Annotated in this window: 24 protein-coding genes; 8 read left to right on the forward strand and 16 right to left on the reverse strand. The window is 63.5% G+C overall.

Translation table 11 applies throughout. The annotated features are described in order from the left end of the window. The first annotated feature begins 8 nt into the window (after positions 1-8). The 3 genes from BKY27_RS07665 (at position 9) to BKY27_RS07675 (ending at position 3,059) form a co-directional block, all read left to right on the forward strand. Positions 9-677 (forward strand): arylesterase, encoded by a 669-nt coding sequence (locus BKY27_RS07665; RefSeq protein ID WP_233491796.1) that lies wholly within the window; start codon positions 9-11, stop codon positions 675-677. 134 nt (positions 678-811) lie between these two features. After that, the gene (locus tag BKY27_RS07670; protein WP_071673864.1) at positions 812-1,648 is read left to right on the forward strand and encodes an urea carboxylase-associated family protein; all 837 of its coding nucleotides are present in this window, start codon (positions 812-814) and stop codon (positions 1,646-1,648) included. A gap of 238 nt (positions 1,649-1,886) precedes the next feature. After that, positions 1,887-3,059 (forward strand): type III PLP-dependent enzyme, encoded by a 1,173-nt coding sequence (locus BKY27_RS07675; protein ID WP_071673948.1) that lies wholly within the window; start codon positions 1,887-1,889, stop codon positions 3,057-3,059. A 20-nt stretch (positions 3,060-3,079) separates the two neighbouring features. Here the strand turns inward: BKY27_RS07675 and deoD are convergent, their stop codons facing one another. The 4 genes from deoD to BKY27_RS07695 all read right to left on the reverse strand — a co-directional run bounded on the left by deoD (position 3,080) and on the right by BKY27_RS07695 (position 7,153). Continuing rightward, positions 3,080-3,784 carry a purine-nucleoside phosphorylase gene (gene deoD / locus BKY27_RS07680; RefSeq protein WP_071673865.1) on the reverse strand — a complete coding sequence of 235 codons (705 nt, stop codon included), beginning with the start codon at positions 3,782-3,784 and terminating at the stop codon, positions 3,080-3,082. A gap of 147 nt (positions 3,785-3,931) precedes the next feature. After that, positions 3,932-4,297, reverse strand: a complete 366-nt coding sequence (locus tag BKY27_RS07685; RefSeq protein WP_324609988.1) for an H-NS histone family protein — start codon at positions 4,295-4,297, stop codon at positions 3,932-3,934. A 98-nt stretch (positions 4,298-4,395) separates the two neighbouring features. Next, entirely contained in the window at positions 4,396-6,396 is a 2,001-nt protein-coding gene (locus BKY27_RS07690) for a protein meaA (protein WP_071673867.1), read from the reverse strand. 136 nt (positions 6,397-6,532) lie between these two features. Continuing rightward, positions 6,533-7,153 (reverse strand): class I SAM-dependent DNA methyltransferase, encoded by a 621-nt coding sequence (locus BKY27_RS07695; protein ID WP_071673868.1) that lies wholly within the window; start codon positions 7,151-7,153, stop codon positions 6,533-6,535. A 111-nt stretch (positions 7,154-7,264) separates the two neighbouring features. Between BKY27_RS07695 and BKY27_RS07700 the strand changes: the two genes are divergently transcribed. The 4 genes from BKY27_RS07700 to BKY27_RS07715 all read left to right on the forward strand — a co-directional run bounded on the left by BKY27_RS07700 (position 7,265) and on the right by BKY27_RS07715 (position 12,524). Beyond that, complete coding sequence (locus BKY27_RS07700; protein ID WP_071673869.1) at positions 7,265-8,665, forward strand: 1-acyl-sn-glycerol-3-phosphate acyltransferase; 1,401 nt, start codon at positions 7,265-7,267, stop codon at positions 8,663-8,665. Between the two features lie 112 nt (positions 8,666-8,777). Next, positions 8,778-10,070 carry a crotonyl-CoA carboxylase/reductase gene (gene ccrA / locus BKY27_RS07705; RefSeq protein WP_071673949.1) on the forward strand — a complete coding sequence of 431 codons (1,293 nt, stop codon included), beginning with the start codon at positions 8,778-8,780 and terminating at the stop codon, positions 10,068-10,070. A 187-nt stretch (positions 10,071-10,257) separates the two neighbouring features. Beyond that, positions 10,258-11,790 (forward strand): ATP-dependent DNA helicase, encoded by a 1,533-nt coding sequence (locus tag BKY27_RS07710; protein ID WP_071673870.1) that lies wholly within the window; start codon positions 10,258-10,260, stop codon positions 11,788-11,790. Beyond that, positions 11,787-12,524, forward strand: a complete 738-nt coding sequence (locus tag BKY27_RS07715) for an SDR family oxidoreductase (RefSeq protein WP_071673871.1) — start codon at positions 11,787-11,789, stop codon at positions 12,522-12,524. Before BKY27_RS07710 ends, BKY27_RS07715 begins: the two co-directional genes overlap by 4 nt. Before the next feature lie 106 nt (positions 12,525-12,630). Here BKY27_RS07715 and BKY27_RS07720 read toward each other — a convergent pair whose 3' ends face one another. The 12 genes from BKY27_RS07720 to trpS form a co-directional block, all read right to left on the reverse strand. Next, the gene (locus tag BKY27_RS07720) at positions 12,631-13,425 is read right to left on the reverse strand and encodes a TIGR02186 family protein (RefSeq protein WP_233491797.1); all 795 of its coding nucleotides are present in this window, start codon (positions 13,423-13,425) and stop codon (positions 12,631-12,633) included. A gap of 14 nt (positions 13,426-13,439) precedes the next feature. Beyond that, positions 13,440-14,345: a sulfite exporter TauE/SafE family protein gene (locus BKY27_RS07725; RefSeq protein WP_071673872.1), complete on the reverse strand. Its 906-nt coding sequence runs from the start codon at positions 14,343-14,345 to the stop codon at positions 13,440-13,442. A gap of 96 nt (positions 14,346-14,441) precedes the next feature. Next, positions 14,442-15,407, reverse strand: a complete 966-nt coding sequence (locus BKY27_RS07730; protein WP_071673873.1) for an ABC transporter permease — start codon at positions 15,405-15,407, stop codon at positions 14,442-14,444. Positions 15,408-15,410: 3 nt separating this feature from the next. After that, a complete protein-coding gene (locus tag BKY27_RS07735; RefSeq protein WP_071673874.1) occupies positions 15,411-16,499 on the reverse strand; it encodes an ABC transporter permease in 1,089 nt (362 codons plus the stop codon). Beyond that, the gene (locus BKY27_RS07740) at positions 16,499-18,055 is read right to left on the reverse strand and encodes an ABC transporter ATP-binding protein (protein WP_071673875.1); all 1,557 of its coding nucleotides are present in this window, start codon (positions 18,053-18,055) and stop codon (positions 16,499-16,501) included. Before BKY27_RS07740 ends, BKY27_RS07735 begins: the two co-directional genes overlap by 1 nt. A 160-nt stretch (positions 18,056-18,215) precedes the next feature. Then, on the reverse strand, positions 18,216-19,214 hold the full coding sequence (locus tag BKY27_RS07745; RefSeq protein WP_071673876.1) for a BMP family lipoprotein: 999 nt from the start codon (positions 19,212-19,214) through the stop codon (positions 18,216-18,218). A 204-nt stretch (positions 19,215-19,418) separates the two neighbouring features. Then, positions 19,419-19,829: a GNAT family N-acetyltransferase gene (locus BKY27_RS07750; protein WP_071673877.1), complete on the reverse strand. Its 411-nt coding sequence runs from the start codon at positions 19,827-19,829 to the stop codon at positions 19,419-19,421. Beyond that, complete coding sequence (gene tsaB / locus BKY27_RS20330; RefSeq protein WP_071673878.1) at positions 19,826-20,479, reverse strand: tRNA (adenosine(37)-N6)-threonylcarbamoyltransferase complex dimerization subunit type 1 TsaB; 654 nt, start codon at positions 20,477-20,479, stop codon at positions 19,826-19,828. The genes BKY27_RS07750 and tsaB overlap by 4 nt, the downstream gene beginning before the upstream one ends. Further along, positions 20,469-21,029, reverse strand: a complete 561-nt coding sequence (locus BKY27_RS07760) for a NifU family protein (RefSeq protein ID WP_071673879.1) — start codon at positions 21,027-21,029, stop codon at positions 20,469-20,471. The genes tsaB and BKY27_RS07760 overlap by 11 nt, the downstream gene beginning before the upstream one ends. Positions 21,030-21,107: 78 nt before the next feature. Next, positions 21,108-21,563, reverse strand: coding sequence for a universal stress protein (locus BKY27_RS07765; protein ID WP_071673880.1), 456 nt, complete (start codon positions 21,561-21,563; stop codon positions 21,108-21,110). A gap of 65 nt (positions 21,564-21,628) precedes the next feature. Next, positions 21,629-22,492, reverse strand: a complete 864-nt coding sequence (locus BKY27_RS07770; RefSeq protein ID WP_071673881.1) for a branched-chain amino acid aminotransferase — start codon at positions 22,490-22,492, stop codon at positions 21,629-21,631. 381 nt (positions 22,493-22,873) lie between these two features. After that, positions 22,874-23,896 carry a tryptophan--tRNA ligase gene (trpS, locus tag BKY27_RS07775; RefSeq protein WP_071673882.1) on the reverse strand — a complete coding sequence of 341 codons (1,023 nt, stop codon included), beginning with the start codon at positions 23,894-23,896 and terminating at the stop codon, positions 22,874-22,876. 107 nt (positions 23,897-24,003) lie between these two features. Between trpS and BKY27_RS07780 the strand changes: the two genes are divergently transcribed. After that, complete coding sequence (locus BKY27_RS07780) at positions 24,004-24,684, forward strand: rhomboid family intramembrane serine protease (RefSeq protein ID WP_071673883.1); 681 nt, start codon at positions 24,004-24,006, stop codon at positions 24,682-24,684. Positions 24,685-24,732 lie beyond the last annotated feature (48 nt).

The following is a 24,732-nucleotide window of genomic DNA, read 5'->3' on the forward strand; positions in this document are numbered from 1 at the left end:
TCCGCGGCGTGGTCTCTCTTCGATATGGCACCGGCGGGCGGATCGGCAAGGCGGTGGTGCTGGCACTGGGGCTGTTGGCCGCGCCTGCCGCGCAGGCGGACGAGGTGGTGATCGCCGCCTTGGGCGACAGCCTGACCCAAGGTTATGGCCTGCCTGCCGAAGAGGGGTTGGTGCCGCAACTGGAACGCTGGTTGCAGGAACGGGGCCATGACGTGCGGCTGATCAATGCGGGCGTGTCCGGCGATACCACCGCCGGCGGCCTGTCGCGGGTGGGCTGGACGCTGAGTGATGACGTGGACGGGATGATCGTGACACTCGGGGGAAATGACCTGCTGCGCGGGTTGCCGCCCGAGGCGGCGCGCGAAAACCTGAGGGGTATTCTGGATGCAGCAACTGCGCGCGGGGTGGAGGTGCTGCTGGTGGGAATGCAGGCCCCCCTGAACTACGGCCCCGACTACAAGGCCGCCTTCGATGCGATCTATCCCGATCTGGCGGCGGAATATGACACGCTTTACGTCGAGAGCTTCCTCGCCCCGATCATCGACGCCCCGGACCCTCGGTTGTTGATGCAGGCCGACGGCCTGCACCCCAATGCAACGGGCGTGGCGGTCGTGGTGGCGGCGCTTGGCCCACCGGTCGAGGCCCTGATTGATCGGGTTGCGGTGGCGGGCCGGTAGGGTTTGCCCGCCCTGAAAACCCGTGAACACCCCAGAGCGTGGCGCGTGACCCGCCGGGTGCAGGACGATATGCAGTGCAGACGAGGGGCGATGCCCTGCCCCAAGGGCCCGGACCCAAGAGCGAGGAGATTGCCATGAGCGAACCAGCCGATGCCGCCCACCGCCGCGCGATTGCGCCGGTGATCTGCTATCCGACCGAGACCTTGCCGCGCCTGCCCGATGCGCAGGCAGCCCGCGCGCGGGAGGCATGGCAAAAGGTCGACGAGGTCGTCGTTCCACCGCGCGAGGCGGCCAGTTTCAAAGTCCAGGCCGGGCAGGCCTTTCGGATTTCCTCGGTTGACGGTCCGCAGGTGGGTGACCTCAATTTGTGGAATTTGACCAATTTTTCCGAGCGGTTCTATTCCGGTAAAACCCGCGCCCTGCATGGCACGCATGTGACCACGGGGGACCGGCTGTGGTCGTCGTTCCCGGCGCTTCGGCCGATGGCGACGATCCTTGCCGACAGTCTGGACTGGTACGGAATGGATGGCTTTGGCGGCTCGGTCCATGACGTGATCGGCACCCGCTGCGATCCTTATACCCACAACCTGCTGGCGGGGGGGCAGTATCACCACTGCTGCCATTCCAACCTGACCCGCGCCTTTGCCGATGCGACCGGGGCAAGCCTTGCCGAAGCGGAACACCATGTGCATGACGTTCTGAACGTCTTTATGTGCACCGGGTTCACCCGCGACACCGGTCAGTATTTCATGAAGGCCAGCCCCGTGCGCCCCGGCGATCACCTCGATTTTCTGGCCGAGATCGACCTGCTTGGCGCGCTGTCGGCCTGCCCCGGCGGGGATTGCAGCGCCGAGCATTCGTCGGACAGTGCGGCCTGCTATCCGCTGCTGGTCGAAGTGTTCGAAACCGCCCTGACGCCCGATTGGTTGACGCCACCGCTCAACGGCTATGACCGCAGCCACGGGCGCTGAGCGGCGCCCCTTGAAAACTTGATCAAAAACCGCGTCTGACAGCCCGGAAATTATTTTGCCGTGTGGGGAAAAATTCCTTGCAACGACTCGGCAAAACCTCCAAATGCCCGCCCACAAGACGCCAACGCACGCGCCTCTGTCATGGGTGGTTCCTTCCACCGCAGTTACGTAGCGACGGTAACGTCTCCGAACGTGAACTTTGCCGCCCTTTGATGGGCCAGGTCTGTTGGAGATGACCATGACCGCTATGCTGACCGATTTCTCGGAACCCTTCGTCGTTGCAAACCGCTCGCGCGCGGAAGCCTATATTGCCGCGCATGAGTTCGACCGTCCGACCCTCGTCGTCGATACCGAGGCCGTGGCCGACCGCTTCGGCGCGCTGTCGCGCGGTCTGGGCGACGCCCGCATCCACTATGCCGTCAAGGCCAACCCGGAACCGGCCATCGTGTCGCGCCTCGTGGCGCTTGGCTCGGGCTTCGACGCCGCCAGCCGCGCCGAAATCGAGCTGTGCCTTGAGCAGGGCGCAGACCCGTCGCAGGTGTCGTTCGGCAACACCGTCAAGAAGCCGCGCGACATTGCCTATGCCCACGCACAAGGCATTCGCCTGTTTGCCGCAGACGCGGAAGAAGAGCTGGAAAAAATCGCCGAACATGCCCCCGGCGCGCAGGTCTACATCCGCCTGATCGTGGAATTCTCGCAAGCCGACTGGCCGTTGACCCGCAAATTCGGCTGCGCGCGCGCGTCTCTGCTGCCGCTTTTTGCCCGCGCCGTCGAACTGGGATTGGAGCCCGTGGGCCTGTCCTTCCATGTCGGCTCGCAAACGCGCCGCGCCGCGATGTGGGCGGGGATCCTCGACGAGGTGTCCGAAAGCTGGTCGGCCTTGGAAATGGCAGGCTACGCGCCGTGGTTGCTGAACATCGGTGGCGGCTTCCCGGCCTTCTACGGTGAAGCGGTCGATGGCCCCGAGGCCTATGGCCGCGAGGTGCGCCGCCTGATCGCCTCCCGGTTCGGCGAAACCCCGGTGGTCATGGCAGAGCCGGGCCGTGGGCTGGTGGCCGAAGCGGGCGCAATCGCCGCCGAGGTTCTGCTGGTCTCGCGTAAATCGGAGAACGATCTGCACCGTTGGGTGTTCCTCGACATTGGCAAGTTCTCGGGCCTGGCCGAAACGATGGACGAGGCGATCCGTTACCAGTTTCTGACCGACCGCGACGACGATGCCATGGGCGCCTGTATCCTTGCCGGGCCGTCCTGCGACAGCGCCGACGTGTTGTATGAAAAGCGTCCCGTTTTCCTGCCGCAAAGCCTGCGCGCGGGCGACCGGATCGTGATCCGTTGCTGCGGTGCCTATACCACGACGTATGCCTCGATCGGCTTCAACGGCTTCCCGCCGCTGGATGTTGTCGTGATCTGATCTGCGTTCAGGGGCGGGCTTCAGGCGAAGGCCGCCTCCAACGCGATCTGCACCATATCGGCAAAGCTGGACTGGCGGTCTTCCGACGGCAGGGCCTCTTCCGTCAGCAGGTGATCCGAAACGGTCAGCACCGCCAACGCGCGGCACCCATAGCGGGCGGCGACGGTGTATAGCTCTGCCGCCTCCATCTCGACTGCCAGGATGCCGTGGCGCGTCATCTGGTCGTTCAGGTCGGGCCGTTCGTCGTAAAACACGTCCGCCGAGTAGATGCCGCCCACATGCACCCCGCAATCCAGCTTGCCGGCCGCTGAAAAGGCCGCTTGCAACAGCCCGTAATCGGCGCAGGGCGCGTAGTTCAATTCCTTGAAGAACCCGCGCGACGGGGTCGACAGGCTGGACGCGGTCATTGCCAGAACCACGTCACGCAATTTGACCTGAGGCTGCATCGCGCCAGCAGACCCGATCCGCACCAGCGTCTTGGCGCCATAGTCGCGGATCAGTTCATTGGCGTAGATCGACAGGCTCGGCATTCCCATGCCCGAGCCGTGAATGGTGACCCGGTGACCATTCCATTCGCCGGTAAATCCCAGCATTCCGCGCGTTTGGTTCACGCAAACCGGATTTTCCAGGAACGTCTCGGCCGCCCATTTCGCGCGCAGCGGGTCGCCGGGCATGAGAACGGTTTCGGCAATTTCGCCGGGGGCGGCACTGATATGAATGGTCATTGGGGCCTCATCTCGTCGCGGTTCATGGCTATCCTGCCCGAGGCCGGCGCGATGGGGAAGGGGCGACCCTGCGGCGGGCTGAAAAACAAAGCGGCCCCGGAAGGAGATGTCCTGCCGGGGCTGCTGTCGGAGTGCTGTGCTCGGTGCTCAGATTTCCAGGTCGGCGGGCGAGTTACCCGCTGCGATGGCCGCTTTATACCAAGCCGGTTGGCGACCGCGGCCACTCCAGGTTTGCGAGGGGTCTTCCGGATTGCGGAACTTCGGAACCGAGGTTTTGCCAGCGGCCTTGCGGCCAAGGATTTCATCCAGTGAAAACCCATGTTCCTGTGCCGCCTTTTGGGCTGCGGCAAGGGCCGCTTCCTTCTGGCGCTTTTCGAAGCTGGCCAGAGCCTTTTCAACACCCTTGCGAAGGGCGGTCAATTCTTCCTTGGTCATGGAATCAAGGTCGATTGTCATTTTATTCTCCCGACTTTTGTAACCAAATTGACTATTCCTAACGGTATCGAGAATCAATTGATAAAATGAAGACCTGTCTAAAAGTATAAGTCCATAAAAAAGAACACCCCGTTCTGTTTCCAGACGGGGTGCCCTGACCTGACTAGGGGAAAGCGTTATTCGGCAGCGACCGACGGGGCATCGAGCAGGTGCACGATGTCCATCATGATCCGGTTCAGTTCGAAATCCTTTGGGGTGTAGACGCGGGTCACGCCAATGGAGAGCAGCGTTTTTGCGTCGTCTTCCGGAATGATGCCGCCCACCATCACCGGGATATGCCCCAACCCGGCAGCGGCAAGTTGATCCATCACATCGTGGATCAAGGGAATGTGGCTACCCGAAAGTATAGAAAGCCCGATCACATGGGGCTCTTCCGATTTCACGGCATTCACAATTTGATCGGGGGACAGGCGAATTCCCTCGTAGGAGATATCCATGCCGCAATCGCGCGCCCGAAACGCAATTTGCTCGGCGCCATTGGAATGGCCGTCCAGACCGGGTTTGCCGACAAGGAACTTCAACCGGCGTCCCAACTTGTCCGACACGGCGTCCACGGCTGCGCGGATCTCGTCCAGCCCTTCGGTCTTGTTCGACACCGCCCGCGCGACGCCGGTGGGGCCACGGTATTCGCCATGGACCTGCCGCATCACGTCGGCCCATTCGCCGGTCGTGGCCCCCGCCTTGGCCGCCGCGATTGACGCGGGCATCACGTTTTCGCCTGCGTCGGCCACGCGGCGCAATTCCTCCAGCGCGGCGGTGACGGCCTCGGCGTCTCGCGCGGACCGCCACGCCTCCAGCCGGGCGATCTGGTCGGCCTCGACACCGGGATCGACCGTCATGATGCCGCCATCCGCGTCCATCAGCGGCGACGGCTCGCTCTCGGTGTATTTGTTGACGCCTACGACCACGGTTTCGCCGCGCTCGATGGCGTTTACCCGGTCGGCGTTCGAGTCCACGAGGCGGCCTTTCATATAGTCGATGGCCGCAATGGCCCCGCCCATCGAGTCGAGATTGGCCAGTTCGGCCCGCGCGCCCGTCTTCAAGGCCTCGACTTTGGCATCCACCACCGGGTTGCCGTCGAAAAGATCGCCGTATTCCAGAAGGTCGGTTTCATAGGCCATGATCTGCTGCATCCGCATCGACCATTGCTGATCCCATGGCCGGGGCAGGCCAAGGGCTTCGTTCCACGCGGGCAATTGCACCGCGCGCGCACGGGCTTTTTTGGAAAGCGTCACCGCCAGCATTTCAATCAGGATACGGTAGACATTGTTTTCCGGCTGTTGCTCGGTCAGGCCAAGCGAGTTCACCTGAACGCCATAGCGGAAGCGGCGGTATTTCGGATCGTCCACGCCATACCGGTCGCGGCAGATTTCGTCCCACAGATCGACAAAGGCCCGCATCTTGCACATTTCGGTGACGAACCGAATGCCCGCGTTCACGAAGAAGGAAATGCGCCCGACCAGTTTTGGAAAATCCTCGGCCGGAACGCGCGGTTGCAAGGCATCGAGAACGGCAATACCGGTGGCCAATGCGAATGACAGCTCTTGTTCCGGCGTCGCGCCTGCCTCTTGCAAATGATAGGAACACACGTTCATCGGGTTCCATTTGGGCACGTTGGTATAGCAATACTCGGCCACGTCCGCGATCATTCGCAGCGATGGCTTGGGCGGGCAGACATACGTGCCGCGCGACAGGTATTCCTTGATCAGGTCGTTCTGCACGGTGCCTTGCAGCTTGGAAATATCCGCGCCCTGTTCTTCGGCCACCGCAATGTAGAGTGACAACAGCCACGGCGCGGTCGCGTTGATCGTCATCGAGGTGTTCATCTGTTCCAGCGGGATCTGATCGAACAACGCCCGCATGTCGCCCAGATGGCCGACCGGCACGCCGACCTTGCCCACTTCGCCGCGCGCCAGGGTGTGGTCACTGTCATAGCCCGTCTGCGTGGGCAGGTCGAAGGCCACGGACAGACCCGTCTGCCCCTTGGCGAGGTTCGAGCGATAGAGCGCGTTCGACGCTGCCGCGGTCGAGTGCCCGGCATAGGTGCGGATCAACCACGGCCGGTCGGCCTGGCGAGTGGCCGTTTGGGCAAAGCGGTCTTTCTGGGTCTCGGTCATCTCGGGCCTCCGGTTTCGCTTCGGCAATCTTATTTCGCTCAGGTGGGTATATTGAGAATAATAATACCCTGTCAACTCGCTGCAATGCGGCGAGGCGAAAAGATGCTGCGCTGCTATTCTGCACCTGCAAGCGGGGTCAGAGCCGTGTGAACGCCATGATCAGCGCCTCGGCATCCGCGTGGTCGTCATCCGCCTTGTCGTAGATTGCAAAGCGGTGAAAGCGGATCGGGCTGATCGTGCCATCGGCCACCAACAGCGCAAGGGCCGAGCCGAACCCCGCACTGTCGAAGATCTCTGGTATGACCGTGCCCGCAAACAGCGCGCCGGACCGCGCGATGCGCATCAGTTCGGGCAGGCACTCCGGCCCGACATGGCCGTGGGTGAAGGTGCCCGAGGACACCAGCCCGCCATAGGTGCCGTTTGGAATGTCGAGTGGCTTGGTCAGATCGGCGGTGATCAGGCTGCGGTAGACGCCTTTGCGCGCCGCCACCGACAGCATGTCCGGCGAGAGGTCGATCGCGTCCACGGTGAACCCCGTCAGTTCCTGTCCCAGCAGGCCGGTGCCCGCGCCGATATCCAGCACTGGCTCGTTCTCTTTGGCCGATGCACGAAACACCCGCGCCACTTCGGCCGGTGACCGGTAGCCGCGGGTTTCGGCAAAGGTCTGGTCATAGGTTTCGGCCCAGTCCCTGTAGAACGCCTGCGTCTCTTCGGCTCCGGCAAGGTTATAGGCACTGTCGAGATCTGGTTTGGGCATCGGAGTCTCCTGTCTTTGTGTCAGTCTACCCGGCGGTTGCGGCCAAGGGTCAACCCCCGGCCCGGATTCAGCAGATTGATCGGCCGGGGATTTCCTGCCACCGTCCCTCGGATGACCACCCTGATCGAAATACCGGCTTGGCTGTTGATCCTCGTGATGCTGTTTGCGGCTGTCACGGCGCTTGACCGGGTCTTGATGCCCTCGGTCCGCTGGTATCTGCGGCGGCGGTTGGAACGGGCGGTCGAACGATTGAATGAACGGCTGTCCTTTCCGATCCAGCCCTTCAAGCTGGCGCGGCGGAACGATACCATCCTGCGGCTGCGCTATGACCCCGAGGTTGCGCAGGCCATCGTCGACCATGCGACCGAGCGCGGGATGCGCGAGGACGTCGCCGCCCAACTGGCCGAGAAATACGCCCGCGAGATCGTGCCCTCCTTCTCGGCCTTTACTTATTTCGGGTTCGCCATCCGGGCCGCGCGCTTCTTGTCGCGCTCGCTCTACCGGGTGCGGGTGGGGGCACAGAACGTCGCCGCACTAGAGGCGATCGGCACCGACAAGACGGTGATCTTCGTGATGAACCACCGCTCGAACATGGATTATGTGCTGGTCACATGGCTGGCCGCTGACCGCACCGCACTGGCCTACGCGGTGGGGGAATGGGCGCGGGTCTGGCCGTTGCAGCCGCTCATCCGGATGCTCGGCGGCTACTTTATCCGCCGCCGCCACAACAACGCGCTCTACCGCAAGGTGTTGGCCCGCTATGTGCAGATGGCGACGGAAAACGGCGTCACGCAGGCGGTTTTTCCCGAAGGGGGGCTCAGCCGTACCGGCGCTTTGCGTGACCCCAAGCTCGGGCTGTTGTCCTACATCATCGACGGCTACACGCCCGGCAAAAGCCGTGAGGTGGTCTTTGTTCCGGTCGCGCTGAACTATGACCGGGTGATGGAGGACCGGACCCTGATCCGGGCGCAGACCGAGGGCAATCGCAGCTTTCGGTTTTCGCTGAAGCCGATCTTTCGCTACCTGCGCCAACTGGTCTGGCAAAAGATCACCCGGCAGGCGCACCGCCACGGCATCGCTGCGGTCAGCTTCGGTGCGCCTGTCAGCTTGTCCGACCTTCTGGCCCAGCACGACGGACGGACAGAAGAGCTTGGCGCCGACCTGATGGCCCGGATCGACCATGTCATGCCTGTGCTGCCATTCCCAGTGATTGCCCATGCCATGGCTTCGGGCTTGCGCAGCCAATCGGCGCTATTGCCGGCCATCGAGGACCGGTTCGCACGGGCGTTGGAGGCGGGTGCGCCGGTCTTCCTGCCGAAACGCGATCTCGCCTATACGATCGAGGCCGCATTGAAGACCCTCGCGGGGCGAAAGATTCTGCACCTGCAGGATGATTCCTTCACCTTGACCGAAGAAGGCGAGGCGCTGGTGGCCTTCTATGCGCGGTCCGTAACTTCTGTTTTGGGCGATTTACCCCCTGAAATCGCGACCTCGGAATTCGTCACGACATAATATTTCCCAAATACCCCTTTTCAGGGTTGCATAGTTGCGTGGCCAATATTACGACTTGCTGCAAGAGCACGGAACAGTTCCGCGCTGCAGAAATTTGATCCTGGAGGAGCTGATGGCCTTGGACAGCAACCCCGCAATCACCAGCTACGACGCGCCCGAAAAAGACCTTTATGCCATGGGCGAAATGCCCCCGATGGGGTTCGTGCCGAAGCAGATGCATGCCTGGGCGATCCGCCGCGAGCGTCATGGCGAGCCGGACAAGGCGTTCCAGGTCGAGGTCGTGGACACGCCAGCGATCGACAGCCACGAAGTGCTGGTTCTGGTGATGGCCGCAGGTGTCAATTACAACGGTGTCTGGGCGGGTCTCGGTGTGCCGATCAGCCCGTTCGACGGCCATGGGGCACCCTATCACATTGCGGGGTCCGATGCCTCGGGGATCGTTTGGGCCGTGGGAGACAAGGTCAAACGCTGGAAGGTCGGCGACGAGGTCGTGATCCATTGCAACCAGGACGATGGCGATGACGAGGAGTGCAACGGCGGCGACCCGATGTATTCCCCCTCGCAGCGGATCTGGGGCTATGAGACGCCGGATGGCTCTTTCGCCCAGTTCACCCGCGTGCAGGCACAGCAGCTATTGCCGCGCCCCAAGCACCTGACCTGGGAACAAAGCGCGTGCTACACGCTGACGCTGGCCACCGCCTACCGGATGCTGTTCGGCCACCACCCTCATGAACTGAAGCCAGGCCAGAACGTGCTGGTTTGGGGCGCGTCTGGCGGGCTGGGGTCTTTCGCGATCCAGTTGATCAACACCGCGGGCGCGAATGCCATCGGTGTGATCTCGGACGAGGACAAGCGCGACTTCGTGATGGACCTTGGCGCCAAGGGTGTCATCAACCGCAAGGATTTCGATTGCTGGGGCCAGTTGCCCACGGTGAACACCCCCGAATATGCCGCGTGGTTCAAGGAGGTGCGCCGCTTCGGCAAGGCGATCTGGGACATCACCGGCAAAGGCAACAACGTTGACATCGTATTCGAACATCCCGGCGAAGCGACTTTCCCGGTTTCCACCTTCGTCTGCAAGAAGGGCGGCATGGTGGTGATCTGCGCGGGCACCAGCGGCTTTAACTGCACCTTCGATGTGCGCTACATGTGGATGCACCAAAAGCGCCTGCAAGGCAGCCATTTCGCGCATCTCAAACAGGCGGCGGCGGCCAACAAGCTGATGGTCGAGCGCCGTCTCGACCCCAGCATGTCGGAAGTCTTCCCTTGGGCCGAACTGCCCGACGCGCATCTCAAGATGCTGCGCAACCAGCACAAGCCCGGCAACATGTCGGTTCTGGTACAGGCGCCGCGCACCGGGCTGCTGACGCTGGAGGATGTGCTGGAAGCCGGGCCGACCAAGTAAGGCCCTGTCCGCGCCCGCGCGACCGCCCCGGGGAGGAGGAGTCCCGGGGCGGTTTTCTTTTGTCTGGTCGGCCTTCTCGCCAAAGGCGCTTCGGCAAAGGGCGTTCGGCGGGGGTATTCGGGGCGGGAAGAGCGACAGGCGCGCATTTCGCGTGGCGCCCGTTTGCGGCCCAAAGTAGGGTGCACACATGGAAAAGCAGCCCATTACATATTCCGAGGATCAGGCCGCGGCCTTTGACCGTCTGACCGAAGCATTGCGCGGCATGGGCGTGGATCTGGATGCCGAAACGCTGGTGCCCGCCGCCGAAGGCAAGGCGCAGGTGCTGGCGGTGATCGGCAAGGCGGGTAGTGGCAAAACCATGCTGCTGGCCGAGCTTGTTAAGGCGCTGGAAGAAACCGGCGTCGATATCGTTTCGGCCGATTGGGAGGGCAAGCGCCGCAAGGACCGGCGCACGCTGGCCGTGCTGGCACCGACCAACAAGGCCGCCAGTGTGCTGCGCCGCCGGGGCGTGCCCGCGACCACCATCCACCGCATCCTGTACACCCCGGTCTATGACCCGGAATACGAGAAGGTGGCGGAATGGCTGGCGGGGCAGGGCGAGCGGCCCGAGATCGAGGCGCTGACCGACGCGGCACTGGACCGGGCCAAGGCGGTTTACGAGGCGCATAAATCGGTGCCCGCGGCCTTGGCGTCGGCAGGCTTGCGGGGGTCGGATTTCATTACCGGCTGGAAACGGCGTGAAGACCCGCTCGATATCGGGTTCGTCGATGAAAGCTCGATGTTGGACGAGCGTCAGTTCGACGACCTGCGCGAGATCTTCCCGATGCTGGTGCTGTTCGGCGACCCCGCGCAGTTGGCCCCGGTTGGACAGTCGGGCGAGATGGTCTTTGACAAGCTGGCCGAGCCCGCCCGGCTGATGTTGCGCCGCATTCACCGGCAAGAAGCGGACAACCCGATCCTTGACCTGGCCCATGCCCTGTCCGACCCCGAGCTGCGTTTCGAGCAGTTCGAGCGAATGGTGGAAGAGGCTGCGACTCGTGACAGCCGTATCGTCATCAGTGGCCGCGCCGATAGCGATCTGATGGCGCGCAGCCCGGTTCTGGTCTGGCGCAATGCCACCCGTATCCGGCTGATCCGCGCATTTCGTGTTGCCCATGGCGCGCCGGAAGACGCCCTGTTGCCCGGCGAGCCGCTGGTTTGTGACGGGATCGAACTGCCCGTGAAACACCGCAAGAAGCGCATCGACCTAGAGGCGCGCGGCCTGATCAAGGGCGCGCAGGTGGTCTATCTGGGCCCCGGTCGCAAACCCGGATTTTCCCGCTTGCACGTTGTCGGGGCAGAGGCCCCGCGGTTCTCGGCGGCCTCGATCGTCAAGATCGAGAAGCCGGACGAGGAAGAGCCCTTCATTCCCTATGCGGCGCGCATGGGGGCGGCCTTCCTGCACGGGGCGGCGGTGACGATCCACAAGGCGCAAGGCTCGCAGTGGCGGGATGTGCAGGTCTTTGCGCCTGATATCTATGCCGCCAGCCGAGCGGGCCGGATCGAAGCGGGGCAGGCGTTGTGGAAGCGGTTGGCCTATGTGGCCATCACCCGCGCCGAGGAGCGGCTGATCTGGATCACGCGCTATCGCCTGTCCAAGCCGCAAGAGCCGCTGACCACCGCGGACTTGCAAGCCCCGGCTGCGCCGCTGACACTGGAAGCCGAGGAGGACGGGATATGAGCAAGGTGATCGTTGTCACCGGCGCCAGCGCCGGTATAGGCCGCGCGGTGGCCGAACGGTTCCTGGACGGGGGCTGGACCGTGGCCCTGCTGGCCCGGCGCGCCGCGCCGTTGCAGGATCTGGCCAAGGCGCACAAGCGCGCACTGGCGTTGCCCTGCGACGTTACCAACGAAGAAGAGGTGGCCGGCGCCTTCGCGGACGTCGTCAAGACGGCCGGGCGGATTGACACGCTGTTCAACAACGCGGGCAGCTTCGGCCCCTCTGGCCCGATCGACGAGATCAGCCTGAGGGATTGGCGCTCGGTGCTGGATGTGAACCTGACCGGCATGTTCCTGTGTGCCCGCGCGGCGTTTGCGCAGATGCGGGCGCAATCGCCAGCGGGCGGGCGGATCATCAACAACGGCTCGATTTCCGCCCATGTGCCCCGCCCCGGATCGGTCTGCTACACGACGACCAAGCACGGCGTCAGCGGGCTGACCAAGACGCTCAACCTTGACGGGCGGCGCCTTGGCATTTCCGCCGGGCAGATCGACATCGGCAACGCCGCGACCGAGATGACCACGGGCATCGCACAGGGGGCGCGGCAGGCCGATGGCAGCATTCGCGCCGAAGCGGTGATGGAGGCAAGCGACGTGGCAGACGCGGTCTGGTACATGGCCAACCTGCCGCCCGAGGCCAACGTGCCGAGCCTGACGGTCATGGCCAACGAAATGCCCTTCATCGGGCGCGGCTAGGTCGAATCTGCACGGATGCGGTGCCGGGGTCGCGCTTTCCGGACATGTCAGATCGAGACAGGAGGCGTGCCGCGCCACACCGCAACCACATGCGCCCCGATCCGCCTTACCCGGCGCGGATGTAGCGGAAAACGGCCGAGGCCATCCACCCGGCGATGACGGCAATGACGATCGACAGCAGCCCGTAGATCACCGGCTGTTCGTAGGCGAGATTGTAGAGCATCCGCTCCAGCCCGACCTTGCGCACGGCGATATGCGACTCGTAGCTGGCCACCACTTCGCGCGAGCGGGTCAGGAAAATCCGCGCCGTGTAGTCCCCCTCGACCAGGTTCGAGGGAAGCCGGATCGACGTATCAAACAGGGTCTGGTTGCGCAGGGTCACGGCGCCTTCCAGCAATTGATACAGCCCCTCATGGGTGCGGATGCGGATCACGGCCTGCGTGAAATCGCGCTGGTTCGCGGTGGCCGTATCGACGGCCCGGATCGCGCGCGGGATGGAAATGCGATGCCGTAAATCCTCGGTGTCGCTGACGATGTCTGTGAACGGCGCGGTCGTGGTCACGGCATAGAAGGTCGGGGCCGCGTCGATCTGCACCTCCTCGGTGTTCATCCAGATTCCATATTGGCGATCCATCCGGCGCACCGTGACCGGGTGGTCGGGGCCTTCCACGGTGATGATGACCTCCAGCGGGTCGCCGCCGACGGGCAAGGGCGCGTAGCGTTCGACCGCCCCGAAGATCAGGATCGACGAACCGTTGAAATTCGCGGTGATCGACACCTCGTTCTGGCTCAGCCCCGCCACGACAGACTCGGCCCGCGCGGCGGTTTCGGCCCAGATCAGGGCGCACAGCACCAGCAGCCCGCGAAGCAGCCCGGCCGGTGTGATATGACGCACCATCATGCCCCCGCCCCCGATCATGACAGACCGAAGAGTTCGGCCGGGCGCAGCACCAGCTCCAGTGCGATCTTGCCGCTGACCATCAACACGAGGCTTGCCAGCAGCACGCGCAGGTATTCGGCCTTCAGCTTGACCCCGATGCGGGCGCCGAACTGCGCGCCGATGACCCCGCCAAGGATCAGCATCAACGCCAGAACCATGTCGACGCTCTGGCTGGTGATGGCGTGCATCAGCGTGGTGAAGGCGGTGACGAAGATGATCTGGAACAGCGAGGTGCCGACAACGACCTTGGTCGGCATCCCCAGCAGATAGATCATCGCGGGCACCATGATAAAGCCGCCGCCCACGCCCATGACCGCCGACAGGATCCCCACGGCCAGCCCCACCAAAAGCGGTGGAATGGCCGAGATATAGAGGCCGGAACTGCGGAACCGCATCTTGAAGGGCAGGGCATGGACCCAGCCCCGTTGCCGCCGTGGGGCCGGTGCGCCGCCCGACCGCTTCGAGGCCCGGATTGCGCGGATGCTCTCGATCAGCATCATCGCGCCGATGATGCCGAGGAAGACGACATAGCAAAGCCGAACCAAGAGATCGACCTGCCCGATCCGTTCCAGCGCGGCAAAGACCTGCACCCCAAGCGCCGCGCCGACGAGGCCGCCGATCAACAGCACGATCCCCATCTTCAGATCGACCGTCTTGCGTTGGAAATGGGCGATCACGCCGGAAATGGACGATGCAACGATCTGGTTGGCCGAGGTCGCCACGGCAACCACCGGCGGTATGCCCGCAAAGAACAGAAGCGGCGTGATCAGGAACCCGCCGCCGACCCCGAACATGCCCGACAGGATGCCCACCAGCCCACCGATTCCGAACAGCAGAAACGCGTTCACGCTGACTTCGGCAATGGGCAGGTAGATTTGCATCGGCGGACTCTCTTGACTTGCTGAGTTTCCTTACTGCGCTCTTGTGACGCTTTCTAGGTCATGCCGCCGTGCCGCGCCTGCGACAGATCGGAACAGTTAACGTTCCTTAACATACGGCTCGCCTCCTGCGCGCGGTGGAATGGCCTTGCCGACGAAGCCTGCAAGGATCACCACGGTCAGGATGTAGGGCAGGGCCTGCATGAACTGGACCGGAACACTGATGCCCGCGACATGGATGTTCTGGAACAGGCTGCCGGTGGCATCAAGCAAGCCGAACAGAAAACACGCCATCAGCGCATACCACGGCCGCCATTTCGAGAAGATCAGCGCCGCCAACGCGATAAAGCCACGGCCCGCGCTCATCTCTCGCACAAAGCCAGCCGACAGGCCGGTGGCCAGGTAGGCGCCGGCAATCCCGCAGAGCACGCCGCAGATGATCACTGCCGTATAACGCATCCGCACAACCGAGATGCCCGCCGTGTCCACTGCCGCGGGGTTCTCGCCGACCGCGCGCAGGCGCAAGCCGAACCGGGTGCGGAACAGCACCCACCATGTCAGCGGCACCAAAAGGAACCCCACATAGACGAGGATCGAGTGCCCCGAGAGTAGGTCGTGATAGATCGCGCCAAGCACCGGCACGTCACGCACCTGCTCGGCAAAGGGCAGGGTCAGGTTCTGAAACCGCGCGTGCCCTTCCAATTGCGGGGTGCGCCCGCCGATCTGGAACCAACTGTCGCCCAGAACCACCGTCATCCCCGACGCGAGGAAATTGATCGCCACGCCGGAAATCAACTGGTTGCCGCGGAACGTGATAGAGGCCAACCCGTGCAACAGGGCAAAAACGATTGACGATCCGATCCCCGCCAGCAGCCCGATCCAAACACTCCCGGTAAAGGCCGCAACCGCAGCCGAGAAAAAGGCCGAGACCAGAATCTTGCCCTCAAGCCCGATGTCGAAAATCCCGGCCCGCTCGGAAAACAGCCCTGCCAGACAGGCCAGCAAAAGGGGCGTCGCCAGTCGGACAGAGGAGTCGAGCAGTTGCAGCAGCATTGCAAGATCCATGGCTCAGCTTCCTTTCCGCAGGCTCAGGAACAGACGTTCCACCGGCATCCGCACCATGTTGTCGAGCGCGCCGGTAAAGAGGATGACAAGCGCCTGAATGACCAACAGCATTTCGCGGCTGACCGCAGGCATTTCGAATTCCAGTTCGGCCCCGCCCTGGTAAAGCATCCCGAACAGCAGCGCGGCAAGGAACACGCCCACCGGGTGCGAGCGGCCCATCAGGGCCACCGCGATCCCGACGAAGCCCGCCCCCTGCACCGGGTCGATCACCAGCCGTTCGGCTTCGCCCATCACGCCGTTGATCGCCATCATTCCCGACAGCCCGCCGGAAATCAGCATCGAGATCATGATGATCCGCACCGGGTTGATCCCGGCATAGACCGCCCCGGTCTGGGAATGGCCATAGGCGCGAATTTCATAGCCCAACCGGGTTTTCCAGATCAGCAGCCAGACAAAAACGCAGGCAGCGATGGCCAGCAGGAACGATACATTCAGCGGCGTCGACCGGCTGAAGCCAAGCCACGGCGCGATGTCATAGCCATTGGGCAGGCGCGCGGCTTCCGCAAAGCGCGCGGTTTCCGGCGCCATCGAGCCGGGCACGCGAAACACGTTGACCAGCAGATAAACCAGCAGCGCCGAGGCGATGAAGTTGAACATGATCGTGGTGATCACGATGTGGCTGCCACGCTTGGCTTGCAGATAGGCCGGGATCGCCGCCCAAGCCGCGCCAAAGGCCGCCGCGCCGATCACGGCGGCCAGCAGCGCGATGGACCAATGCGGCCACGGGATCAGCAAGCAGACCATTGCCACGCCAAGCCCGCCAAGCGCCGCCTGCCCCTCGCCGCCGATGTTGAACATCTTGGCGTGAAAGGCGACCGCGACGCCAAGCCCGGTGAAGATGAAGTTGGTGGCATAAAACAGCGTATAGCCCCAGCCATAGGGGCTGCCGACCGAGCCGCGCACCATGATCTTCATCGCTTCCCACGGGCTTTCCCCGATATACAGGACGACCAGCCCCGACACGACCAGTGCCAGCAGCAGGTTGATGAAGGGAATCAGGACGATATCCGCCCATCTTGGCATCTTGTCCATTACGCGGCCCCCTTGGTGACACCGGCCATCAGCAGGCCCAACTCGCCTTCATCCGTCTCGTCGGGCAGGCGTTCCCCCATGATTCTGCCGTCGAACATGACGGCGATGCGGTCGCTCAGCGACATGATCTCATCCAGTTCGACCGAGACCAGCAGGATTGCCTTGCCCTGATCGCGCAGAGCGATGATCTGTTTGTGAATGAACTCGATGGCGCCGATATCGACGCCCCGCGTCGGCTGGCCGACCAGCAACAGGTCCGGGTTGCGCTCGATTTCGCGCGCGACGACGATCTTCTGCTGGTTGCCTCCGGAAAAGTTCTTGGCCTGCAACATCGGGTTCGGGGGGCGCACGTCGTAGCTTTCCATTTCCGTCGCGGTGATCCGCTTGAGCGCCGCGTTGTCCATGAACAGCCGGTTTTTCTGGTAGGCCGGATCGTGATGATAGCCGAAGGCGATGTTTTCCCACGCCATGAAGGGCATGATCAGCCCCTCGCGCTGCCGGTCTTCCGGCACATGGGCAATGCCGCGCGCGCGGCGGCTTTGGCCGTCTGAATGCTTGCCGCTCAGGTCGATCTCTTGTCCGTTCACGCTGATGCTGCCGCCTTGGGCCGTCATCATCCCGCCAAGCACCTCCAACAGTTCCGACTGCCCGTTGCCCGCCACGCCCGCCACGCCAAGGATTTCTCCGGCCCGGATATGCAGGGAAATGCCGCGCAGCTTTTCGACCTTGTGCTCGTCGATGACCTTCAGGTCAGTCACGTCCAGCACCACGTCGCCGGGCCTGGCCGGCTGCTTGTCGACCCGCAACAGCACTTTGCGGCCCACCATAAGCTCGGCCAGTTGCTCGGGGCTGGTCTCGGCGGTCTTGACCGTCGCCGTCATCTCGCCCCGGCGCATCACGCTGACCGTATCGGTCACTTCCATGATCTCACGCAGCTTGTGGGTGATCAGGATGATGGTCTTGCCCTCGTCCTTCAGCCCATTGAGGATGCGGAACAGGTGATCGGCTTCGGACGGGGTCAATACGCCCGTCGGCTCGTCGAGGATCAGTACATCGGCCTGCCGGTAAAGCTGTTTCAGGATTTCCACCCGCTGCGCATGGCCGACGCTCAGGTCTTCGACGACGGCATCGGGATCGACATGCAACTGGTATTCCTCGGCCAGTTGTTTCAGCAGCTTGCGCGCCTTGTTGACCGACGGGGTCAGCATCGCGCCATCTTCCGCGCCCAGAATCACGTTCTCGACCACGGTGAAATTCTCGACCAGTTTGAAATGCTGGTGAACCATGCCGATCCCGGCGCTGATCGCGGCCTGACTGTCGGGGATCGTCGTGGGGGTGCCATTGATCAGGATCTCGCCCGCGTCGGCCTTGTAAAAGCCGTAGAGGATCGACATCAGCGTCGACTTTCCCGCCCCGTTTTCGCCTACGATCCCGTGGATCGTGCCCTTGCGGACCTGAAGCGAGATGTCCTTGTTGGCCTGAACCGGCCCGAAGGCCTTGGAAATGCCCTTCAGCTCGATGGCGAAAGGCGCGGCGTCGGTCGCTGTCTCTGTCATGGGGTGCAGCCCGTCCCTGTCGCTTGTTCTTGTCGCGGGCCGTGCGGGCGCGCGATTGGGAAAACTGTGACCAAAGCGCGGGCATCTGTCCAGAGAGGCCCGCCGAAATGAAACGGGCCGCCGGTCGGGCGGCCCGTCGTGTCATCTGTCGTCCGAGCGATTATTGCACCGGGCAGGCGCCGTCATCGGAATAATTGTGCACCTCGATCTCGCCCGCGATGATTGCGTCCCGCGCTGCATCGACACGCGCCATCATCTCTTCGGTGATCAGGCTCTCGTTGTTTTCGTCCAACGCATAGCCAACGCCGTTCTCGGCGAGGCCAAGGGTGACGATGCCGGTTTCCAGCGTGCCGTCCATGCCATTGGTGAAGGCATCATAAACGGCCACGTCGACGCGCTTGAGCATCGAGGTCAGGACCGAGCCGGGGTGCAGGTAGTTCTGGTTGGAATCGACGCCGATCGAGAAGATGCCTTCATCTTCCGCGGTCTGCAAAACCCCAAGGCCGGTGCCGCCAGCAGCGGCAAAGACCACGTCTGCCCCTTGTGCGATCTGGGCGCGGGTCAGTTCACCGCCGCGCACCGGGTCGTTCCATGCGGCGGGCGTGGTGCCGGTCATGTTCTGGATGATGGTCGCATCGGGGTTCACAGCGCGCACACCCTGCGCATAGCCGCAGCCAAAGCGCGAGATCAGCGGAATGTCCATGCCGCCGACAAAGCCGACAACGCCGGTCTCGGAGGCCATGCCAGCCAGCATCCCGACGAGGTAAGACCCCTCGTGCTCGGCGAAGATGATCGAGCGCACGTTCGGCTCATCGACCACGCCGTCGATGATGACGAAGGTCGTGTCGGGATAGTCGGGGGCCACCACCGACAGCGCCGAGGCCTGGCTGAAGCCCGCCATCACGATCGGGTTCGACCCTGCTTCGGCCAGACGACGCATCGCCTGTTCGCGCTGTGCGTCGGATTGCAGTTCGATTTCACGATAGCTGCCGCCGGATTCTTCCGCCCACCGTTCCGCGCCGTTATAGGCCGCTTCGTTGAACGAACGGTCGAATTTGCCGCCGAGGTCGAAAATGATGGCAGGATCTTGCGCCGCGGCTGCCGTGGCCGTCAGCGTCAAGGCCGCAGCAGCCCCGAACAGTTTCTTGAAAAGAGTCATGTTTATCTCTCCCGGTTGGATATCGGCAGGCTGTTATGTGCCAATGGGCGCGCCTTGCCTGAAAAAAAGATCAGTAGATCCCCACCGGGAATTAGGGCAAAGGCCGGTCGCAGGGTCAACCGTCTTCTCGCGTAAACTTTCTCGGGCGGGGTGATCTCGGTGCGATAATCGTCGCGGGGGCGTTTGGGGCTGGCCGCAAAGGCCCTAGATCGCCCGCGCCATCAGCACCGCGTCGACGCGCTGCCCGTCTGGCTGGCGGTAGTATCCCGCGCGGCGTCCCACTGCGGAAAACCCGGATGATTCATAAAGCCAAATGGCCGGGCGGTTGTCGGCGGCGACCTCCAGAAACATCTCGTCGGCGCCTTTGGCCCGCGCTGCCTGCACGGCCTGCCCCAGCACCGCCCGCCCCAGCCCCTGCCGCCGCGCCTCGGGCGCGACCGCGATGGTCAGCAACTCGCTTTCGCCGGCAATGGTGCGGATCAGGGCGAACCCGGCCTCGGCGCTTACCAGATCACAGAAATCCGAGGCCAGAAGCCCGGCGAATTCCTTTGCACTCCATGGTCGGGGAAAGGTGAAGCAACTTCCATGCAGATGGGCGAGGGCGTCTGGCGTCACGGCAACATCACCGGCCCCGGGGCGCGGGCGGGTGCGGCATCGGGCGCGCGCAGGTAAAGGGGCGCCGGACGCGCGGGGGCATTGTGCCAGCGGGTGGCAGCAATGCGGGCAATGGCCTCGGCCGGGCCGAAGACCGCTTGCGCCGCGGTGGCGCCAAGCGCGTTGGCCACCTCGTCTGCCCGTTGGCCAATGCAGGTCAGGCCGGGCAGGGCCCATTCATCGACCTCGGCGAACGGCACCAGCGCAGGCCCCTTGTCTGCCCCGTCGGCAAAGCGTTGCAGGTAGAGGTGATCGCGCCGCGCATCAAGGCAGGCCAGCACCGAGCCTTCGGCCCCGAGCGTCAACGCCTCCAGCAGCGACACGCCCACAGCCGGAATGCCAAGCGCCAACGTCAGCCCCCGTGCGGCGGCCACGGAAATGCGGATACCGGTGAAATTGCCCGGCCCGACGCCGACGCCAACGGCGCCCAGTTCGCTCAGCGCAACCCCGGCCTCTGCCAGAACCTGTTGAACAAGCGGCATCAGCCGCTCGGCCTGCCCCTTGGCCATCTCTTCGTGGGCGGCGGCCAGGACCGTGTCGCCCGACAGCAAAGCGGCCGCGCAATGCGCGGCCGATGTGTCAAAGCCAAGGATCAGCGGGTCAGACGGCAACGGGCCGCACCTCGATCACCTCGGGGATATAGTGGCGCAGCAGGTTCTCGATGCCCATCTTCAGCGTTACGGTGGACGAGGGGCAACCCGCACAGGCACCTTGCATATGCAGGTAGACGATGCCGCGATCAAAGCCGTGAAAGGTGATGTCGCCCCCATCCTGCGCCACGGCGGGGCGCACGCGGGTGTCGAGCAATTCTTTGATCTGGCCGACGATTTCCGCATCTTCGCCCTCATGCGCGGCATGGCCGCCAGCGGCGTCGCTGCCTTCCATCACCGGGGCGCCGGATTGGAAATGCTCCATGATTGCGCCGAGGATAGCGGGTTTCACATGGTCCCATTCCACCGCCTCGGCCTTGGTCACGGTCACGAAATCGGTGCCGAGGAAGACGCCCGCAACACCGGACACGCCAAAGATGCGGCTCGCCAGCGGCGACGTCCCGGCGGTGTCGGCGGCGGGGAAGTCGGCAGTGCCGGACTCAAGCACTTGCTGGCCCGGCAGGAATTTCAGCGTCGCGGGGTTCGGCGTGGATTCGGTCTGGATGAACATGGGAAAGCTCCTTCGCGGCTCTGCCGTGATATGCGGTTCCTGACCGGCGAAGTCAAGATTTAGAACCGTTCTAAAGGATCAGGTGATCGCTTCCAGCTGTTCCTTCGACAGTTCTCCGGGCACGATCGTGATGGGAACGGGCAGGGTGCCGGCGTTCTTGGTCAGGGCTGTCACCAGCGGCCCCGGCCCCTTGCGCTCGGTGCCCGCGCCCAGAACCAACACCCCGATTTCCCGATCGTCCGAGACCTGGCTCAGGATCTCGTCCAGCGGCTCGCCCTCGCGGATCACCAGTTCCGGGTCGATATTCTGCTTGTCGCGCATCCACTTGGCGAAGACGTCGAAATGCGCCTCGATCCGCTCGCGCGCCTCGGCCCGCATGACCTCGCCAACACCGATCCAATGGTTGAATTCATCGGGCGGAATGACCGACAGGATTTGCACCCCGGCCCCTGTATGCGCCGCGCGCATCGCAGCGAAGCGCATGGCGTTCAGGCATTCGCGGGAGTCGTCGAGGACGACAAGGAATTTGCGCATGTGAGGGTCCTCGGTTCACCGGCGCACATCATGACCGAGGTCGGCGGCGCAGGCAATCATTGTGTTTACCCTTCGCTCTTGGCCCAGTCCCAATACAGTTTCAAGGCGTCACGGGCGACGGGGCCGACCTGGTAAGAGGTGCCGTCGAATTCCACCACCGGCGTGACCTTGGTCATGTTGCCCGACAGAAAAACCTCGTCCGCGTCGCGCACATCGTCAAAGCTCAGCACCTTTTCCTGCACGTCGTACCCGGCGGCGCGCAGGTTCTTGATATGGCGCGCGCGGGTGATGCCCGACAGGAAAGTGCCGTTGGGGATCGGGGTCTGCACGACGCCGTCCTTGGCGATGAAGACGTTGGCGGTGGCGCTTTCGGCGACATTGCCCATGGCATCGGCCACCAGCGCATTGTCGAACCCCTTGGCCCGCACTTCGGCCAGCATCCGGGCATTGTTGGGGTAGAGGCAGCCCGCCTTGGCGTTGGTCACGTTGTCGGCCAGCACGGGGCGGCGGAATTGGGTGCTGCACAGGCGCGCCGTCGCGTCGGGCGACGACAGCGGGATTTCTTCCAGACAGACGCAGAACCCGGTGGAGTCGGACTTGGGAACGATGGCCGAGGGGCCGCCGTCGATGCTCCAGTACATTGGCCGGATATACAGCGCGGTATCGGCATCATAGAGGCGGATACCCTGCCACACGATGTCGAAAATCTGCTCTGCGCTATGGGTCGGCTCCATCATCAGGGCGCGGGCAGAGCGGTTGATCCGTTCGCAATGGGCCATCAGGTCAGGGGCCAGCCGATGCGCATAGCGGGCGCCGTCGAACACAGTCCCCCCCAGCCACGCGCCGTGGTCGGCGGCGTGCATGATCGGCACGTTGCCGTCATGCCATTTGCCTTCGAAATAGGTGCGGATATTGGTGCCGGTCGCCATTGAGTCCTCCTGATCTTTGGCGACCAACATGCGTCGTTTTAGGTCAGAGGTCCAGACGTAAACCCGAGCTGGTATCCCATCGTCACCGGACGTTCCGGTGCCTCGGGTTTAGGCGTGGAGCCCTGACCTTTTCCCTGAACGGGCAGTGAAGCGGACGTTGCCTTTTGCATGGCATCTCCTTCGATATCAGGTTTTCAGAAAAATACGCGCCTTGGGTGGTCACGTGTATGGCGCGCGGTTGTTAAGGAAATATGAACCGCGCTTCACATAAATATGCGTGCAGGCGACACGATCAAGAGATGTGACGCAACGGCAGGCGCGGAATCGGACCGGGCCCACGCGGGGCCCGGCCCAGACCGTGCTGTCGACAAGTATCCGCGCTTAGCTGCGCACCATGCCAACGATGTCGTAGGTCTTTTCCAGGATCGGCGTTGCGATTTCGCGCGCACGCTCGGCCCCGCGGCCAAGAATGCGGTCAATCTCGGCAGGCTCTTCCATCAGCCGCGCCATCTCGGTCGAGATCGGGGCAAGCTTCTCGACCGCCAGCTCCGCGAGGTCTTGCTTGAAATAGCCAAACATCTTGCCCGCGTTCTGCGCCACCACGTCCTCGACGGTCTGATCGGCAAGCCCGGCCCAGATATTCACCAGGTTGCGCGCCTCGGGTCGGCCTTCCAGCCCTTCGGCGGTTTCGGGCAGCGGGTCGGGGTCGGTCTTGGCCTTCTTGATCTTCTTGGCGATCTCGTCGGCGGTGTCGGTCATATTGATGCGGGTGCGGTCCGACGGGTCGGATTTCGACATCTTCTTGGTGCCGTCCTGAAGGTTCATCACCCGCGTCGCGGCGCCTTCGATCACCGGTTCGGTGATCGGGAAGAAATCGACACCGAAGTCATGGTTGAACTTCGTCGCCACGTCCCGCGTCAGTTCCAGATGCTGTTTCTGGTCCTCGCCCACGGGCACATGCGTCGCGTGGTAGATCAGGATATCTGCCGCCATCAGCGCCGGATAGGCGAACAGCCCCAGCGACGCCGCCTCGGCATTCTTGCCCGCCTTGTCCTTCCACTGGGTCATGCGGCCCATCCAGCCCATGCGCGCCACGCAGTTGAAGATCCAGCCCAGTTGTGCGTGCTCGGGCACCTGGCTTTGGTTGAACAGGATGCTCTTTTCGGGGTCGATCCCGGCGGCGATGAAACCGGCGCAAAGCTCTCGCGTGTTGCGGGTCAGCGTCGCGGGGTCTTGCCAGACAGTGATCGCGTGCAGATCGACCATACAATAGATCGTCTCATGCGTTCCCGCATCCTGCATGTCCACGAAGCGCTTCATTGCACCGAGGTAATTGCCAAGCGTCAGCCCGCCAGAGGGCTGAATGCCGGAAAAGACCCGCGGCTTGAAAGTCGTGTCGCTCATCGCTGTCACCTTTGCCTGCCCCTGCGCGAAAAGGGCGTCTGGTCATCCGCGCGCGCTTCGCTTACCCACGGGGGGCAGGCCCGTCAACCTAGAGGGAAAGACGCAGCATGGAGCAGAGCCGTTCTCCATTCAACGCCTTGCCGCCGGTGGTGGTGGCGCTCGCTGTCGTGATCGGCGGGCTAGAGGTCATGTTCCAGCTTGCCACCGCTGGTTTTCTGGGCGGGCAGGGCGGCGTCGGCTGGCGTCTGGCGGCGTTGCAGGACTACGCGGTTCTCGACTCCGTGTGGGAATGGATGCTGGCCAACCGCAGCTTCCCGCTGCAACAGATGGCGCGTTTCGTCACCTATCCGCTGATCCATAGCGGCTTTGTCCACGCGGCCTTCGTCGTGGTTTTCATCCTCGCCATCGGCAAGATGGTGGCCGAGGTGTTTTCGTCGCTCGCCTTCCTCGCGATATTCTGGGTCTCGGCCGTTTTCGGGGCGTTTGCCTTTGTTCTGTTCCTGAACTCGCCCTATCCGCTGCTTGGCGGCTATCCCGGCGTCTACGGGCTGATCGGGGCGTTTTCCTTCCTGCGATGGGTCAGCCTTGCCCAGACAGGCCAGAACCAGGCCTCGGCGTTCGGGTTGATCGGGATGCTTCTGGGCATCCAGTTGGTGTTCGCGGTGTTGCAGGGCAATTACGGCCATGTGGTCGCCGATCTCAGCGGTTTCGCTGCCGGGTTCCTGCTGTCCTTCGTGGTCAGCCCCGGCGGTTGGCATCGCCTTTTGGTGCGTTTGCGGCGGCGGTAACCGCCACGACTGAGCGGCCACGGCGCGCGCCCAAGCGGCGGCGATCAC

The organism is Nioella nitratireducens (genome assembly GCF_001879715.1).
Taxonomy (GTDB): domain Bacteria; phylum Pseudomonadota; class Alphaproteobacteria; order Rhodobacterales; family Rhodobacteraceae; genus Nioella; species Nioella nitratireducens.

Excerpts from the sequence above, each read along its gene's own strand:
- BKY27_RS07670 (WP_071673864.1), top strand. The coding sequence starts at position 812 with ATGAGCGAACCAGCCGATGCCGCCCACCGCCGCGCGATTGCGCCGGTG.
- BKY27_RS07675 (WP_071673948.1), top strand. The coding sequence starts at position 1,887 with ATGACCGCTATGCTGACCGATTTCTCGGAACCCTTCGTCGTTGCAAAC.
- deoD (WP_071673865.1), bottom strand. The coding sequence starts at position 3,784 with ATGACCATTCATATCAGTGCCGCCCCCGGCGAAATTGCCGAAACCGTT.
- BKY27_RS07690 (WP_071673867.1), bottom strand. The coding sequence starts at position 6,396 with ATGACCGAGACCCAGAAAGACCGCTTTGCCCAAACGGCCACTCGCCAG.
- BKY27_RS07695 (WP_071673868.1), bottom strand. The coding sequence starts at position 7,153 with ATGCCCAAACCAGATCTCGACAGTGCCTATAACCTTGCCGGAGCCGAA.
- BKY27_RS07700 (WP_071673869.1), top strand. The coding sequence starts at position 7,265 with ATGACCACCCTGATCGAAATACCGGCTTGGCTGTTGATCCTCGTGATG.
- ccrA (WP_071673949.1), top strand. The coding sequence starts at position 8,778 with ATGGCCTTGGACAGCAACCCCGCAATCACCAGCTACGACGCGCCCGAA.
- BKY27_RS07710 (WP_071673870.1), top strand. The coding sequence starts at position 10,258 with ATGGAAAAGCAGCCCATTACATATTCCGAGGATCAGGCCGCGGCCTTT.
- BKY27_RS07715 (WP_071673871.1), top strand. The coding sequence starts at position 11,787 with ATGAGCAAGGTGATCGTTGTCACCGGCGCCAGCGCCGGTATAGGCCGC.
- BKY27_RS07720 (WP_233491797.1), bottom strand. The coding sequence starts at position 13,425 with ATGATGGTGCGTCATATCACACCGGCCGGGCTGCTTCGCGGGCTGCTG.
- BKY27_RS07725 (WP_071673872.1), bottom strand. The coding sequence starts at position 14,345 with ATGCAAATCTACCTGCCCATTGCCGAAGTCAGCGTGAACGCGTTTCTG.
- BKY27_RS07730 (WP_071673873.1), bottom strand. The coding sequence starts at position 15,407 with ATGGATCTTGCAATGCTGCTGCAACTGCTCGACTCCTCTGTCCGACTG.
- BKY27_RS07735 (WP_071673874.1), bottom strand. The coding sequence starts at position 16,499 with ATGGACAAGATGCCAAGATGGGCGGATATCGTCCTGATTCCCTTCATC.
- BKY27_RS07740 (WP_071673875.1), bottom strand. The coding sequence starts at position 18,055 with ATGACAGAGACAGCGACCGACGCCGCGCCTTTCGCCATCGAGCTGAAG.
- BKY27_RS07745 (WP_071673876.1), bottom strand. The coding sequence starts at position 19,214 with ATGACTCTTTTCAAGAAACTGTTCGGGGCTGCTGCGGCCTTGACGCTG.
- BKY27_RS07760 (WP_071673879.1), bottom strand. The coding sequence starts at position 21,029 with ATGTTCATCCAGACCGAATCCACGCCGAACCCCGCGACGCTGAAATTC.
- BKY27_RS07765 (WP_071673880.1), bottom strand. The coding sequence starts at position 21,563 with ATGCGCAAATTCCTTGTCGTCCTCGACGACTCCCGCGAATGCCTGAAC.
- BKY27_RS07770 (WP_071673881.1), bottom strand. The coding sequence starts at position 22,492 with ATGGCGACCGGCACCAATATCCGCACCTATTTCGAAGGCAAATGGCAT.
- trpS (WP_071673882.1), bottom strand. The coding sequence starts at position 23,896 with ATGAGCGACACGACTTTCAAGCCGCGGGTCTTTTCCGGCATTCAGCCC.
- BKY27_RS07780 (WP_071673883.1), top strand. The coding sequence starts at position 24,004 with ATGGAGCAGAGCCGTTCTCCATTCAACGCCTTGCCGCCGGTGGTGGTG.